The organism is Paraburkholderia sp. BL6665CI2N2 (genome assembly GCF_004366535.1).
Classification (GTDB): domain Bacteria; phylum Pseudomonadota; class Gammaproteobacteria; order Burkholderiales; family Burkholderiaceae; genus Paraburkholderia.
Genome location: NZ_SORC01000001.1, coordinates 3153620 through 3168272, shown reverse-complemented (window position 1 = coordinate 3168272; position 14653 = coordinate 3153620). Strand labels below are relative to the sequence as shown.

Annotated in this window: 8 protein-coding genes; 5 read left to right on the top strand and 3 right to left on the bottom strand. The window is 58.3% G+C overall.

What is annotated here, in order from left to right; translation table 11 throughout:
• The first annotated feature begins 68 nt into the window (after window positions 1–68).
• Both B0G81_RS14060 and B0G81_RS14055 read left to right on the top strand, forming a co-directional pair.
• Window positions 69–1289 carry a PIN domain-containing protein gene (locus B0G81_RS14060; RefSeq protein ID WP_134136452.1) on the top strand — a complete coding sequence of 407 codons (1221 nt, stop codon included), beginning with the start codon at window positions 69–71 and terminating at the stop codon, window positions 1287–1289.
• 241 nt (window positions 1290–1530) lie between these two features.
• On the top strand, window positions 1531–2409 hold the full coding sequence (locus tag B0G81_RS14055; RefSeq protein ID WP_134136449.1) for an RES domain-containing protein: 879 nt from the start codon (window positions 1531–1533) through the stop codon (window positions 2407–2409).
• A gap of 387 nt (window positions 2410–2796) precedes the next feature.
• Here B0G81_RS14055 and B0G81_RS14050 read toward each other — a convergent pair whose 3' ends face one another.
• Both B0G81_RS14050 and B0G81_RS14045 read right to left on the bottom strand, forming a co-directional pair.
• Entirely contained in the window at window positions 2797–3717 is a 921-nt protein-coding gene (locus B0G81_RS14050) for a DUF72 domain-containing protein (protein ID WP_134136446.1), read from the bottom strand.
• 34 nt (window positions 3718–3751) lie between these two features.
• Window positions 3752–6415 (bottom strand): response regulator, encoded by a 2664-nt coding sequence (locus B0G81_RS14045; protein ID WP_134136443.1) that lies wholly within the window; start codon window positions 6413–6415, stop codon window positions 3752–3754.
• A gap of 362 nt (window positions 6416–6777) precedes the next feature.
• Here B0G81_RS14045 and B0G81_RS14040 point away from each other — a divergent pair, with 362 nt between their 5' ends.
• Complete coding sequence (locus tag B0G81_RS14040; protein ID WP_134136441.1) at window positions 6778–8010, top strand: DUF2252 domain-containing protein; 1233 nt, start codon at window positions 6778–6780, stop codon at window positions 8008–8010.
• A 183-nt stretch (window positions 8011–8193) separates the two neighbouring features.
• On the opposite strand, the gene B0G81_RS14035 is transcribed toward B0G81_RS14040, so the two are convergent.
• The gene (locus B0G81_RS14035; RefSeq protein ID WP_134143108.1) at window positions 8194–9576 is read right to left on the bottom strand and encodes an IS4 family transposase; all 1383 of its coding nucleotides are present in this window, start codon (window positions 9574–9576) and stop codon (window positions 8194–8196) included.
• 542 nt (window positions 9577–10118) lie between these two features.
• Between B0G81_RS14035 and B0G81_RS14030 the strand changes: the two genes are divergently transcribed.
• Together B0G81_RS14030 and B0G81_RS14025 are read left to right on the top strand one after the other, a co-directional pair.
• Complete coding sequence (locus B0G81_RS14030; RefSeq protein WP_166678993.1) at window positions 10119–11054, top strand: formylglycine-generating enzyme family protein; 936 nt, start codon at window positions 10119–10121, stop codon at window positions 11052–11054.
• Window positions 11055–11230: 176 nt separating this feature from the next.
• The gene (locus B0G81_RS14025; protein WP_134136434.1) at window positions 11231–14611 is read left to right on the top strand and encodes an S-layer family protein; all 3381 of its coding nucleotides are present in this window, start codon (window positions 11231–11233) and stop codon (window positions 14609–14611) included.
• The last annotated feature ends 42 nt before the right edge of the window (window positions 14612–14653 follow it).

The following is a 14653-nucleotide window of genomic DNA, read 5'->3' as shown; positions in this document are numbered from 1 at the left end:
TCAAAGTTGCTCTAGCAACAGGCTGCTTTCATTGGCAATATCACGCTATACCGACGGGAGCGAAGTCTATGCCGCAGTTGAATCTGTTCATCGACACGAACATCTTCCTCAATTTCTATCATTACACCAACGACGATACCGGAGTCATAAATTCGCTCATCGAACGTATCGCAGAGGAAAAGATCGTTCTACACCTCCCCCAACAGGTGTCCGACGAATGGGAGCGAAACCGCGAGGTGAAGCTCAGTACGGCGGCGAACGAGTTCAGCAAGATTACGTTCCCTGATACGATTCCGCGTCACATGCACGGTCTAGCTTCAGCGGATCTCTATAAGCAGGCTGTAGAGCAAGCGAAGAAAGCCCGTAACCATCTGGTCGCTGAAGCGACTGTCAAAGCCCGAACGTATGGGCTTGAAGTCGATGCCATGCTCAACTTGCTATTCGAAGCAGCTACAAAATATCCGCATGACCTTGCAATTTTCGAACTAGGAACGCGACGAGCTAAATTGGGCAATCCAACGGGTAAGTCCGGTAGTGTCGGCGATCAATACAACTGGGAAATGCTGCTCTCCAAAGTTCCCGCCGACGATCTTTACATCGTCACGAAGGATGGCGATTACGTGTCAGCGCTAGGTGGAACAGACGAAAACGGCGGATTATATGCAAACGCCTTTCTCAAGCGGGAGTGGTCTAGCCGTAAGGGCGGCAAGAACCTTTACATCTTTCAGAACCTTAAAAGCGCCATCACGTACCTTACGAAGCTGACCGTGGCGGGTGCTCCCGCAAACTTGGCGGAAGAGCCCCAGCCAGTTCCCAACGAACCTGCGCCGAATCCTGCACAAGTTGAAGATGTGCCGGTTGTCGCGCCTGTTCAGCCTGAAGGGCAAGCTGTGCCACAGCATATTGGCGAAGCGGTAATTGAGCCCGAGCCTCAAGCAGCCGGTGTAATGCCTGGACCAGTCCCCACTCCCGATCAGGAAGCAGCGAAGAATGCCGCCATTGATGAACTCGTCGATAGTCCAAATTTCGCGATGACGCATATTGCTATCGCCAACCTCCGCCCGTATTCTCAATTCTTTACGGTCGCAGACGCGAACAGGCTGTTCGAGGCAGCATTCGATAACCGACAAATTAACTGGATCATCACAGACGATGACGTTAACGAGTTCTACTTGAAGCTGCTGGGGGACTTTTTCGCCTCGCTCGACCCGGACGTGCTCGACAACGCTATTGAGCTGCTTGGTCTTCGGCCCGACGACGAAGACCACCATGAGGCGGCGAGTTCATAGAGCCAAGACCGGCTCGTCATTCGGCAGCACTGTCCCAAGTGAGCTGAGAACGGGCCGACCCGCAACATGTCGGGACACCACGTAGTGTTGCAGCAAATGTGGCCATCGGACATAGGCGAATCGCCTTTCCTTGACGGGAGTGCAGGACAACAGGACGGGTCTGCGCTAGCTTCGGTCATTAGTCTCGGATAAATGATAAGTGGATTTTTTCTGTAAAAGCAAGTGTGATCGGAGCTAAAATATGGATAAAAACGAACCAATAAAATCGCTCGAAGCGCGGAAAATCGTTGCTGACATCAATCGGATGAATTTGGATGGAGCTGATTATGAATATATTCTGGGCTTGATCAGTCGATTAATAAATGGCTGGCCGATGCAGGCGATCACCCCACATAAAGATACGAGGTTATACAGAGGTGTGGTATATAAAGAAAAGCCAGCGAAAAAAAGCTTCCTCGGCTATCCCCCGAAGATGCTTGTTCGTAATTTTCAGCGCTGCAATAAACCAGAAAGTCCTATGTTTTATTGTAGCGTCGATCCATATGCCATCCTTTTGGAAATTGGCGTTACTTCCGGTGATAAGGTGTATGTCTCTAAATGGTCGATGATTAAAGAGTTTTGGATCAACCGAATCGCGCCGCGTAGTGATATGGAGATTGAAAATGCGGTGAGAGATACGGTATTGACTTTCTTTGAGACGAAATTCGCACAACCGATACACGAAACATATTCTAGTCAATACAAAATCACTGCTGCGATCACGGAAAAGCTGACTAGCGGGGGGATCGTCAATGGCGGCAACAAATCCCTTGGCGGTCTTACTTATCCCTCTGTCGCTCACCCGGGACGTTCGGAGAATCTTGCAGTCAGGCCTGAAATCGTTGACCAGTGCTTGCAACTAGACTATGCGGAAGAATGGACGATCACAGCGGTGGACGAGGGCGGAAAGATAAGTTTCAATCGAACCGATTTCGCTTCCGATTTCACAGCCGATGATATCAAATGGACGGGGAAAGCTTTGCATTGGACACTCGGCCCCGGTGAAGAAGTCACGGTCATGGCAGAGCACGACGGCTGGGTCGCACGCGACAAAAATGGAAATATAGTAAACCCAGGATAAAAACTTTACAGTTTGAGATTTCTGAAATCTTCAGGGCTTGGACCTAGTCGATCATCGTCGGAGCGAATCGCGGAAGCTTGCTGCTCGGCTTACTCAATCGCCTCTCAGCGCGTGCAATCCTGAATAGCCGTTCGCGAAGGCGGACCGACGCTCGTAGACGTTCGCGGTGGCAGTCGAGCAGATGTGACCGGGCCGGCGGCGATGTAAGCCAATCTGTTCTTACGGGACTAACATCCTCGCTACGAGCTCCCTTGCATTAACGTGCGTATGGGTATGGTGCTACCTTGCGGAAAGAATGGCCGCTTGTCGAGCACAGCCGACGCGGGAGTGTCATGGGCTCGTTGCCAGCGAACGTCCCTTCATGCCCGCACCATACCCGTGCCACCTTCACAGCGAAACCCCATTAACCCCCAAGATCCCCATCAACATCCTCGCATTGCGCTGCCCCTGATCCTCGAAGCAGTTATTGAAAATCACATGCGTGCGTCCGGCGCGCGTCGCGATCGCACGAATCGGCACGGCGAGTTCCGTCAACTCCGCTTCGTCATAGTCATAATCAAACCGATCCGCCGCGCTCGCGGCGCCGGTCGCGCTCCAGGTCTGCGTATTGCGTCCATGCAGACGCACCATCGCGAGTTCGGGATTCGTCACGTCCCACACCGTGTGCACGCGGTTGGTTACGTCCGGCGGCGCGTCGACGATCACATGCACAATGCCGCGCTCGCGCAGGAATTCGAGCGACCAGGCTGCATGCTCTTCATCGAACCACGACTGATTGCGAAACTCAGCCGCCATCATGTAGCCCGCCATCCGCGCCCGGCATTCCTCCACCAGCGCGAGGCCGTCCGGCGCGCGCGTGATCCACGGCGCGAACTGGAACAGCACGGCGCCGAGCCGCCCGCTCACGCGCAGCGGTTCGAGCGCTTCCAGATAGCGCCGCCACAGTTCATCGCGAATATCGTCCGGCATGTCGCGGTAGTACACGTTCTTCTTGCGCGGACCGGTGATGCCTTCCGGCAGCGCCATCGCAATGTCTCGCGGCAACGCATCGGGCGAAGTCTGATGCCCGGTGAAAAGACGAAACGCCTTGAAGTTGAACGTGAAGCCTTCAGGTGTGCGCTCGAACCACAATTGCGCATTGCTCGCCGAAGGCATCGCGTAGTACGCCGAATCCACTTCGACCAGCGGGAACTGCGAAGCATAAAAACGCAGACGTGCTTCAGCGCTGCTGCTGCCGCGCGGATAAAAGCGCTTGCAGGCAATCAGTGTCTTGTCGGTCCAGCCTGCGGTGCCGCAGCGAATGTCCATCGTGAAGTCGGTTGAATGCGTGGCGGCGCGCCGGCTAGGACGCTGCTTCGGTGTGATCGATCCAGTCCGCGAGTTCGCGCCGCAGTTCCGCGATATCGAGCGGTTTGCCGAGCAGCCGTGCGCCTGGAATCGCGTCGCCGATCTGCGCGTTCTTGCCGTAGCCCGACACCAGCAGCACGCGAATACCCGGCTGTTGGCGCAGCATGGCGCGTGCAAGACTGTCGCCGGACATGCCGGGCAACGTGAGATCGGTGAAGAGGATGTCGAAGTGTTGCGCGGGTACGAGTGGCAGCGCTTCTTCCGCACTCGCGACCGCAGTGCAATCGAGGCCCAACGCAGTCAGCAGATCGCTGAATGCTTCGCGTGAGTCCATATCGTCTTCGACGAGCAGCACACGAGCCGGCGTGCGAGTCGAGCGCGCCGTCCCCAACGGCGACTCCCTTTGGCGGCTAGCTTCAACCGTGGGAGCGTGGCTTTCGTGGCCGGATTCCCTGGCGGGGTCGTAAGCAGCAGGCGGCACGCAGGCGGCGATCTGTCCTTCGGCCACGGACACGGGCAACGCCATACCCGCCGCCGTGGCAGCGCTGGCGCGCAACACGCTGCGCACCTTGCGGGCGAGGTCGTCGCGCCGGTACGGTTTCGAGAGCAGCGTGATACCGGCGTCGAGTTTGCCGTGATGGACGATTTCGTCGCGTGTATAGCCGGAGGTGAAGAGGGCGGGCACCGCGGGTGAGCGCGCCGCGGCACGCTGGGCGAGCTCCACGCTTTTGATCTTGCCTGGCATCACCACGTCCGTAAACAGCAGATCGATCGGCACGTCGCTGTCGATGAACTCGATTGCCGCGTTGCCGCTCGACGCGGTCAGCACCTTGTAGCCGAGTTGCGCGAGCATTTCGACGGCGGTCAGCCGTACGTCGGCGTCGTCTTCCACGACCAGAATCGTTTCGCCGCTACCGGTGGGCGCCGTGGTCTCGTCGACGGTTTCCGAGGTTTCGGCTTCGCAGCAGCGCGGGAAAAACAGCGAGACGGTGGTGCCGCGTCCCAGTTCGCTATCGATCAAGGTATGGCCGCCGCTTTGCCTGACGAAGCCGAACACCATGCTCAGACCGAGGCCGGTGCCGTGGCCGTCGGGCTTGGTGGTGAAGAACGGTTCGAACACGCGCTGCAGGACCTCGGGCGGCATGCCGGTGCCCGTATCGGTGACGGAAAACACCACGTATTCGCCCGGCGAGAGCTCCGGTTTGCCGCGGCAGAACGCGGTGTCGAGCACGCGGTTGGCCGCGCGCACAGTGAGCGTGCCGTCGGCCCGCATCGCGTCGCGCGCATTGATCGCGAGATTGAGCAGCGCGTTTTCCAGTTGGTTGCGATCGGCCTGCACGTTCCACAAATCGTCGCTCAGGACCGTGTCGATCCGCACCGTTTCGCCGAGCGCGCGGTGCAGCATCTCGCTCATGCCGCTCAGCAGCCGGCGAGGGTTCAGCACGGTCGGCGAGAGCGGCTGACGTCGCGCGAAGGCGAGCAGATACGCGGCCAGTTTCGCACCGCGTTTGACGGCGTCCGTCGCGGCGGACAGGCGGCGCAAGGTGGCCGGATGGTCGCCGGCGTCGGCCGCGAGCATTTGCAGGTTGCCGTTGATCACCTGCAGCACGTTATTGAAGTCGTGCGCGACGCCGCCCGTGAGGCTGCCGATCGCTTCCATCTTCTGCGCCTGGCGCAACTGCTCTTCGGCCAGCGCGCGCGCCGCGACCTCGTCGGCGACGCGCTGTTCCAGCGTCTCGGTCAACTGGCGCAGCGACTGTTCGGCGATCTTGCGCTCGTGGATGTCGATCAGCACGCCGGGAAAGCGTGTCGGTTCGCCGTGCTCGTCGAATTCGCACTGGCCGTTCGCCTGCACCCAGAGATAGTCGCCGTCGGGCCGCCGGATTCGAAACTCGGCGCGAAACGGCTGCCGCGTGCGGACCGCCTCGGCGGTCAGTTGATCGTTGAGCGCCTGGTCGTCCGGATGGAGCATGTGGACGGCGGCGTGGCGCTCGACTCCTTTCGCGGCTTCTTCCTGCTGAAAGGAAAAGGTGCGCGCGAAACGTTCGTCGCCGCTGACCTTGCCCGTGCGCATATCCAGCATCCAGGTGCCGAGCACCGTGCCGGTATTGAGCGCGAGTTGCAGCCGTTCGTTGGTCTCGTGCAGTTCGGTTTCGGCGCGTTGCCGCCAGCGCTCGGTGAGCACGCGCGCGGTGGTCTCGACGACCACTGCCAGCACGCCCGCCGGCGCGCCGCTGTCGTCGGCGACCGGGCTGTAGTAGAGATCCATCCACACGTCTTCGGGCTTGCCGTCGCGCAGCAGTATCAGTTCCTTGTCGCGATACGACAGCGTGCCGCCCGCGAGACACGTGGCCATGACATGGCGGTTGAAATCGGCGACTTCCGGCCAGCCGTGTTCGACCGGGCAGCCGAGCAGATAGGGATGTCGTCCGCCCGCGAAGATCGCATACGCGTCGTTGTAGATCATGTAGCCGGGCTTGCCCCACAGCAGCACCAGTGGCACGGGCGAGGCGAGCAGCAACTGGACGGTCGCCGTGAGGCTGCGCGGCCAGTTTTCGATGACGCCGAGCCCGGTGGCTGCCCAGTCGAATGCGCTGATGCGCTGCGCCATCTCCCCGCGCCAGCCGGCGCAGCCGTGGTCTTGTGCCGGAAATGGCATGCTGCGCTCCACAGAGGTCACGTCGATGAAAGTGTCCCACTCTGCCGGCTCGCGTGATGCGTTTGCACCCGCAGCAGGAGGCGGGATGAAGCTTCTGCCGTGTACCGCGTGCCGGTGCATGGCGGGCACCTGGCTGCGACAATTGTAAGCCACAACACCGGGCCGGTGATTCATCGCGCATGCGTTGTGGGGGCTATCCGGGGTCTGGCCGACGTTGGCAATTGTGGTGGCTCGCTGCTTACAGTTCGCATTCAGAAGATAGGCGCGAATCCTGCTGCAGCGAGTTGTTCGCGCGCGCCGATTGGCGCACCGTGGCATTGAACGCCACGCAGAATTCGAACGTCGATAAACGCGGACCCATCATGACGAAAAAAAACATCACACGAAACAAGTTGCCCAAACCGGATGCGCGCGAGGCGCTGTTGATCACGCGCCGCAACGCCAGAATGGCACGCTCCGCGCACGCCTACGTACGCGGCAACACCAGCAAGTTCTACGAATGGCTCGAGGGCATAGAAGGCCACGCTTTGCCGGAAGGCCCGGCCATCTGGATATGCGGAGATTGCCATACCGGCAATCTCGGACCCGTCGCCGATGCGCAAGGGCGTGTTGAAATCCAGATTCGCGATCTCGACCAGACCGTGATCGGCAATCCGGCGCATGACCTGATCCGCCTCGGCCTCTCGCTGGCGACCGCCGCGCGTGGCTCGGATCTGCCCGGCGTCACCACCGTGCGCATGATGGAAGCGCTCGCGGACGGTTACGAGCGCGCCTTCGACGAAACGGCGGGCGACGCCGACATTCACGCGGAAAAGCCCGAGGCGGTGCGGGTGGTGATGAGGGAAGCGGTGCGCCGTTCGTGGCGGCATCTCGCGGAGGAGCGTATCGAGGATCTCGATCCGACCATTCCGCTCGGTCCGCGTTTCTGGCCGCTCGCCAAAAGCGAGCGGCGCGAGATCGAAGCGTTGTTCGAGAAAGGCTCGTTGGCGCGCCTCGCCACGGTGATTCGCGGCGCCGGCGATGAAGCCGACGTGGAAGTTCTCGACGCCGCTTACTGGGTGAAGGGCTGCAGTTCGCTCGGCAGATTGCGTTATGCGGTGCTGCTCGACATCGACGGCGCGGCGGTGGAGGGCGACGACCTGTGCCTGATGGATATCAAGGAAGCCGCGCAAGCGGCCGCGCCGCGCTATCCCGGCGTGCGCATGCCGCGCGATAACGCGGAGCGGGTGGTGGAGGGCGCGCGGCATTTGTCGCCGTCGCTCGGCGAGCGGATGCGCGCGGCGCGTCTCGCGGATCGCGCTGTCGTGATTCGTGAATTGTTGCCGCAGGACATGAAGCTGACCATCGAGCAACTGACCCGCGACGAAGCAATGAAGGCCGCGCGCTTTCTGGCGATGGTGGTCGGCAAGGCGCACGCGCGGCAAATGGATAGCGCGGAGCGCAAGGCGTGGCTCACCGAGCTACGCAGAAACCGTTCGAAGACGCTGGATGCGCCGGGCTGGCTGTGGACGGGTATTGTGGAACTGGTGAGCAGCCATGCTGCTGGGTATCTGGAGCATTGCCGGCGGTATGCGACGGAGCGTGAGGGCGGGTGATGTGTTTTGCGCTTGTCTGTGCGTTGCGAGCAAAAGTTCATGGGCCGACTTGCTAATGCGAGGCGCGACGATTTGCGTCATATGGCGATATCGTTTTGATCGCATGTCCCCTTGAGATAAAAGCCGGGTGTCGGTCCCACCCTCCCTAATTCTCAGGTTTACCCACAAAGTTGAGAGGCCGCGCTATCCGCTTTGCTTGAAGAGCTGATACATCTTCGTAATTTCGTGCAGGACGAGAAACCCGCGCCATATGACGGTCGGTCCTGGTGGCCGGTCATGCTTACGATTCAGATAACCGCCGAGCATACCTATCCACACGATGGTTTGCTGCAGCGTCGGAACCTGCTCTGGCAGTTGCGTCGTTCGGTGGGTGTGGCAATAGAGCGCCTGCCATTCAACGGGTTGCAGCAGTACTTCGCAGCATAGCTGCGTATCAGTTCGCGCGAGCAGTGTTGCATACAGGATGTGCCACGCGATGACGGCAAACAGAGCTGTCGCTCTCACGAACCGGTCGAGCGTGCCGAACTGGCGCGCCTCGATACGGCAGCCGCTTTTGAGCACGCGATGCCACGTCTCGATGGTCCAGCGCCGCGCGTACCAGGCCAGCCGTTCGAGAACTTCATCAAGCGAGGTCGTGGGCACCGAACTCAGCAGCATCCATTCAAGCGGTTCGACGCCATCCGGGGGGTTATCTTCAATGGCGTGAATCGCAAAGACGTCAATCTCAGGCAGGCTTCGGCGGCTGGCGCGCGCTCTTGGAGAGTGTAGTCGCACGCTCGCACAACGCAAAGTCAGCCGTGCTGTGCGCTGAGGAAGTGTGCCCCTGGCTGGCACCCGCAGTTCAGTGTCGCCAAGAGGCAGGGTGGCTAGAACAGCCTCCCAAAGGTAGCCTTGCGGGTGACGCGCCACGCGGTTGTGTACTGCGCGGATCAACCAGTCCACCCCGTCGGGGCGTTCGGCGACAAATAGCTCGTACAGGTCGCTCTCGCGGTCTCCAACACAGACAAACCGCGTCTGCGTACAACGTACCTTGAGTGCCGCGAGATGGTCGATTCCTTCAAGCCATTTGTTACTTTCCTTCTGTTCGATCGGGCGCGTAACCGCAGGGGCCCTCTTGCCGAACACCTCTTGGGGGCGCACCCAGGTCTTCATGCCCAGCACCCCTAGCGGCAAGCCCTCGGGCGTGACCGCCAGCAGGCTGTGCATCATGAAGCCTTGCTCATTGTTGCCGGTGCCGCGACCCAGGCCTTCAGTCGCGGGCAGATGCGACAGGTTGAACTCCGTTGTGTCCTGAATTGCCAGCACGACCGGCACCTGCCTCATGCGATCGAGCGTTTGTGCAATATGAGGCGCAAGGATCCCGTTTGTGTCCACCTGCTCATTATCGAAGAAGCGGTAGGCGGCCTTCAGTTCGGCTGGCTTGAGTGACTGGGGAAACGAACCCTGCGGACTGTGCGCGAGGCGGCGAGCCAACGCAACAAGACGTTGTGCAAGGCGCGCGTCCCCCAGATTCGCCTCGCTGAATTCGGCACTCGCCCAGTCGTCAGTATCGTTTCCGTCGACCAATTCCAACTGCCGTCGCGAACAGAATGGGCCAAAGTTAACATCGACGCCGACCGTTTACAAGCGATCATTCACTCCTGCCACACAAAAAGTTGTGGGGAATCCTGAGTCCCTAATTCGGTCCTTTAGTTTATTCCCCTGTTTGCCGTTGTTGACCGAGCGGCAGTCCATTCGTCATCACGTACCGGCACACCAGCGCTGTCGGTAGTGGCGACGATTTTTTATGCTCGTTTATTTCAGGTCGACGTCGGCTCGTTCTCGGGTCACGTATTGCACTCGAACTGGTCCCTGTTCTGACTGGCGGCCAGTGGAGATGGTCAGCATAACGTGCTGATAGTCGTCCCCCTGCGGCCACACTGATATTTCCTGATGCCAATGCAGATGTTTCCGATAGACCAAAGCACAGCGTTTATTCGATGATTGCAGCATACGCTTAACAGCGGCGGCGACCATGAAAAGCAGACGCTGCAGGGACGATTGCTTGGACGGGATGGCATATGTTTATGGAGATGCGCGCACTAGTTGTCTCATCGCAGAGAGGGGGCATGTTAAAGATATTTCTATTGCTCATGATGCTGGCTTCCAGCGCAATGGCATTCGACGGGAAAGCCACGGGCGGACAGCTTCGTCACTTTCAGGACTGCGACCTCTGCTCGGAAATGATCGTCCTTCCGTCAGGTCAATACATGATGGGAGCGACCGAGGAAGAATTCCAAGGGCAGAATCAATACCGCTTTATGTATACCGACGAAACGCCGCGCCATGTGGCCGAGGTGAAGTCGTTTGCACTTGCAAAGTTCGATGTAACGAGGAAGCAGTTCGAGGTCTTTGCAAAAGAGACGGGTTTTGGCGGGAAAGGTTGCCAGATATATAACGGGAAAAAATGGGTAGTTGACGCAAATGCCGACTGGAGCAATCCCGGATTCAGACAGACGGATCAGGATCCCGTTGTTTGCGTGTCGTGGCATGACGCGCAGAAATTCATTTCGTGGTTGAACGCAAAACTTCCAGGGCACAGAGTGACGAAGTATCGCTTGCCCAGCGAGACAGAGTGGGAATACGCGGCCCGCGCCGGTACGAAGACCGCAACCTACTGGGGGAATAACCCGCAGGATACGTGCCGCTATGAGAACACTCGGGACCAGAGCGCACGGGCGCTCGACGCAACTGCACCGGTTGCTGACTGCACAGACGGCTATGCCGGGACGGCTCCTGTAGGTTCGTTCAGGAAAAATCCATGGGGACTCTTCGACATGCTTGGCAATGCTGAGCAATGGATGGAGGATTGCTCGAGCATTGGCTATGTGAATTTTTCTTCAGTACCGATCTCAGAATCTGCGCCTTGCGGAATCAGATCCATGCGGGGGGCGAGCTGGGCGACGATCCCGATCGCAACCCGCGCGGCGGCCCGGAACGGAGTGCCACCCGATCGCCGAACTAGCAGCTACGGATTCCGGCTCGCAGCAGATTTATTAAACTGAATGTGGAGAATAAGACGATGTCAGGACTTGTTGTTTCCGAAACTGCTCTGAACGTGACGTCGCTGGTCACCTCGTGGGTTAATTACCTGAATGCGTGCACGCAGTTCAAAAATAATCCCGATTCTGGAGATGCAAAATAGGCTGTTATTGGGAACGCTCAAGCGTTGGCAGGCGCGGTGAAAGCGTTGTCGGGCAACCCTCTTTTATCTGCCGGATTGGGATCAATTGGCGGACTGACAAATATCACGGTTGATGTCCAGTCTTATCAGGACGCGTTGCGAAGGCAGGATGGCGATGGCCAGATGGCAGCATTCACAGCAGTAACAAATGATGCCGCTGGCATCGGCGGCGGCGCAGCCACTGCAATTGCCGCGGCCGCCTCGGGACTTGGCGACAGCGCCTTGGCGACCCAGATGGGCGTTATTGCTTCACGCGCAAATGAATTTGGCGTTGCAGTCGGAATTGCGGGCGTCCTTAACGATATGGGAACTTGGTTTAACACCACCTTCCTGCCGGGTTTCAATAAATGGACCGGCAACGTACCGGCGTCGCAGGACGGCAACATGCTTACGCCTATGAACGGTCCGGACGGCAATCCCGCGATCATCATGGCTGGCACCCCGGGCGACACGGTTACGTCAACGTCGTTGGGCGGTACTGCATTCCAGTACACCGAGGTGAACGGCCAAGGCGTCGCGACTAGCACCGTGACGCTCGCAAGAAATGGCACGACGGACGCCGAATACATAAGCGGGCAGGACGTCCATTCTGACACCAACGGGTTTCAGGTGAGCGTGGCGGCAAGTTCAGGCGCGACCCTTAATGGCGCAGGCAATGGGATATCACTCGGCCGGAATGCCCAAGCCAACGTGCATGGCAACAATAACAACGTCACGGCTATGGACGGAGACTCGATTTCGCCAACTGGTTTGCAGAACATCATTAATGCGTCGAACGGCTACATCTACGGGCAGGCTGGTGACACCTTCACGGTGAATGGTTCGGGCAACCTGGTCACCAACGGTGGCAACAGCACAACGTCAGTTCAAGGTGACTCCAATACATTGGCTTATATTGGTGCCGGGAGTGCGGTCACGATCAACGGCCAGAACAATTCAGTGGACGCTTCTGGTATCACGGCTATGGGTGCCACTGGCTCGTCGTTCGGATTGAACGGGTCAAACGACGTTATTTCCAATGGAAATAATAGTGCGACATTCATCAACGGTGACAACGATACCTTGGTGTGGGCTGGTGCGAATAGTTCCATCCGGCTAGTGGGAACAGGCAACACGCTTGACACGTCGAGCAACTACATCTACGGGCAAGACGCTGACAGGTTCACCGTAAATGGCTCAGGTAATGTGATTGCAAACGGCGGCAACAGCACAACGTCAGTTCAAGGTGACTCCAATACATTGGCTTATATTGGTGCCGGGAGTGCGGTCACGATCAACGGCCAGAACAATTCAGTGGACGCTTCTGGTATCACGGCTATGGGTGCCACTGGCTCGTCGTTCGGATTGAACGGGTCAAACGACGTTATTTCCAATGGAAATAATAGTGCGACATTCATCAACGGTGACAACGATACCTTGGTGTGGGCCGGTGCGAATAGTTCCGTCCGGCCAGTGGGAACAGGCAACACGCTTGACACGTCGAGCAACTACATCTACGGGCAAGACGCTGACAGGTTCACCGTAAATGGCTCAGGTAATGTGATTGCAAACGGCGGCAACAGCACAACGACTGTTAACGGCAGTAATAACGTGCTCGCCTATGGCGGCCCAAACAGTTCCATTTTCGTTCAGGGAACAGACAACACGTTTGATACCTCGGGAAGCTTCATCTACGGCCAGGCGAACGACACGTACACGGTGAACGGTTCGGGCGACTGGCTAACCAACGGCGGCAACAGTACAACGACTGTTAACGGCAATAAGAACCTACTCGCCTACGGCGGCCCAAACAGTTCCATCTTCGCTCAGGGAACAGACAACACGTTTGACACCTCGGGAAGCTTCATCTACGGCCAGGCGAACGACACGTACACGGTGAACGGTTCGGGCGACTGGTTAACCAACGGCGGCAACAGTACAACGACTGTCAACGGCGATAAGAACCTACTCGCCTACGGCGGCCCAAACAGTTCCATCTTCGCTCAGGGAACAGACAACACGTTTGACACCTCGGGAAGCTACGTCTACGGCCAGGGCAACGACACGTTCACCGTTAACGGCTCGGGCGACACGATCACCAATGGTGCGAACAGCATCTCATGGGTCACGGGCAGCAGCGATAACCTCGCATATGTTGGTCAGAATAGCGTGGTCAACATAAGCGGGCAGGGCGAGCATATCAACGGTAATACCGACGTAATTAATTGCGCGGCGGGATTCTCTGGGAACGTTGAAGGTGGTGCGGATCAGATAGGGTTGGCAGGCACCGGAGACTACCTTGGCCTGCTGGGAGGCAGTGGTTATTCGATCAACTCGCAAAATTCGACGATCGGCACATCGGATAACACCAGTTTCATGTTGAACGGCTCGGGAAATTCCCTTGGCCTAGGTGCCCATAATGCCGTCTCTGTGAATGGCAGCGGGAACGCCGTTAACGCCGGTTCCAATTCAGTCATTTTGGACAATGGTGTCAACAATACGATCAACGCGACAAACAGTGTGATCCAGCTTGGCAGCCAAAACATCGGCCAAACGATCTATATCAACGGGAACGGAAACACGATTGACGCGGCTACCTTACTGTCGAAAAACCCTGTCGTACAGGCAGATATCGTGGTTCGGGGCACTGGCAATACGATCATCGCGAGCAATCAGAAGATCGATCTGAATGGCACCACGGGCAATTTTGTGACCGCTAACAACGCCACGTACTATAACAGTCCGAATGCCTTCTCGTACGTATCAGGAGCGTCACTATCCGGCACATATGGCCCACTGAATCCTGCGGCACCTTCCACGCCTGGCGTATTCTTTCCTGAGTATGACCCGAGTGCAGGTGGCACTGGCGGGGCGTTCACGAATGGAGGGGTCTGGAACGGAGACCCGGACATTTCGGGCATGCTCCCCATGTACGATTTGCCGCTGGACGATTGCTCCGGCAGTGGCTATAACGCCGATGGCGTCTATAACGTGGTCGTATGCGGGGGTGGCGTTGGCGCTTCAACACCGGCTTTCTTGTCAGCAACGTCTAGCTCAACGGCGACAAGCGCCGCCGCATCAGCAGCTAGGGTCGCAATCGGCACTGCGGCCCCGGTTTCGCGTCCCGCATCGTTCGACAAGCAGGACAACAACGCGGCTGCTAGCCCGACCGAATCAACGGATGACACCGCTCTCCAGGATGGGCTCGCCGCCATGTATCAGGATAGGGGGCAGGCATTTGCGGTGGATAGCACGAGTGGCGCTATGACTGCGGATGTTGCCGTACAAAGTCTGATTTCAGCGCTTGCGTCCTTCGGGGCTGATAGCTCGGCGAGTGCGAGCTATACCGCGTCGGCGCAGAACGATCCGCAGATGCTCCTCGCGGCCAGCGCAGCCTGATTGACAGCATCGAAGCCGACAGCACTTCGCAGCGAGGTTCGC

Bases quoted from the DNA above. Each gene is read 5' to 3' on its own strand.
- B0G81_RS14050 (WP_134136446.1), bottom strand. From the start codon at position 3,717: ATGGACATTCGCTGCGGCACCGCAGGCTGGACCGACAAGACACTGATT.
- B0G81_RS14055 (WP_134136449.1), top strand. From the start codon at position 1,531: ATGGATAAAAACGAACCAATAAAATCGCTCGAAGCGCGGAAAATCGTT.
- B0G81_RS14040 (WP_134136441.1), top strand. From the start codon at position 6,778: ATGACGAAAAAAAACATCACACGAAACAAGTTGCCCAAACCGGATGCG.
- B0G81_RS14060 (WP_134136452.1), top strand. From the start codon at position 69: ATGCCGCAGTTGAATCTGTTCATCGACACGAACATCTTCCTCAATTTC.
- B0G81_RS14045 (WP_134136443.1), bottom strand. From the start codon at position 6,415: ATGCCATTTCCGGCACAAGACCACGGCTGCGCCGGCTGGCGCGGGGAG.
- B0G81_RS14030 (WP_166678993.1), top strand. From the start codon at position 10,119: ATGTTAAAGATATTTCTATTGCTCATGATGCTGGCTTCCAGCGCAATG.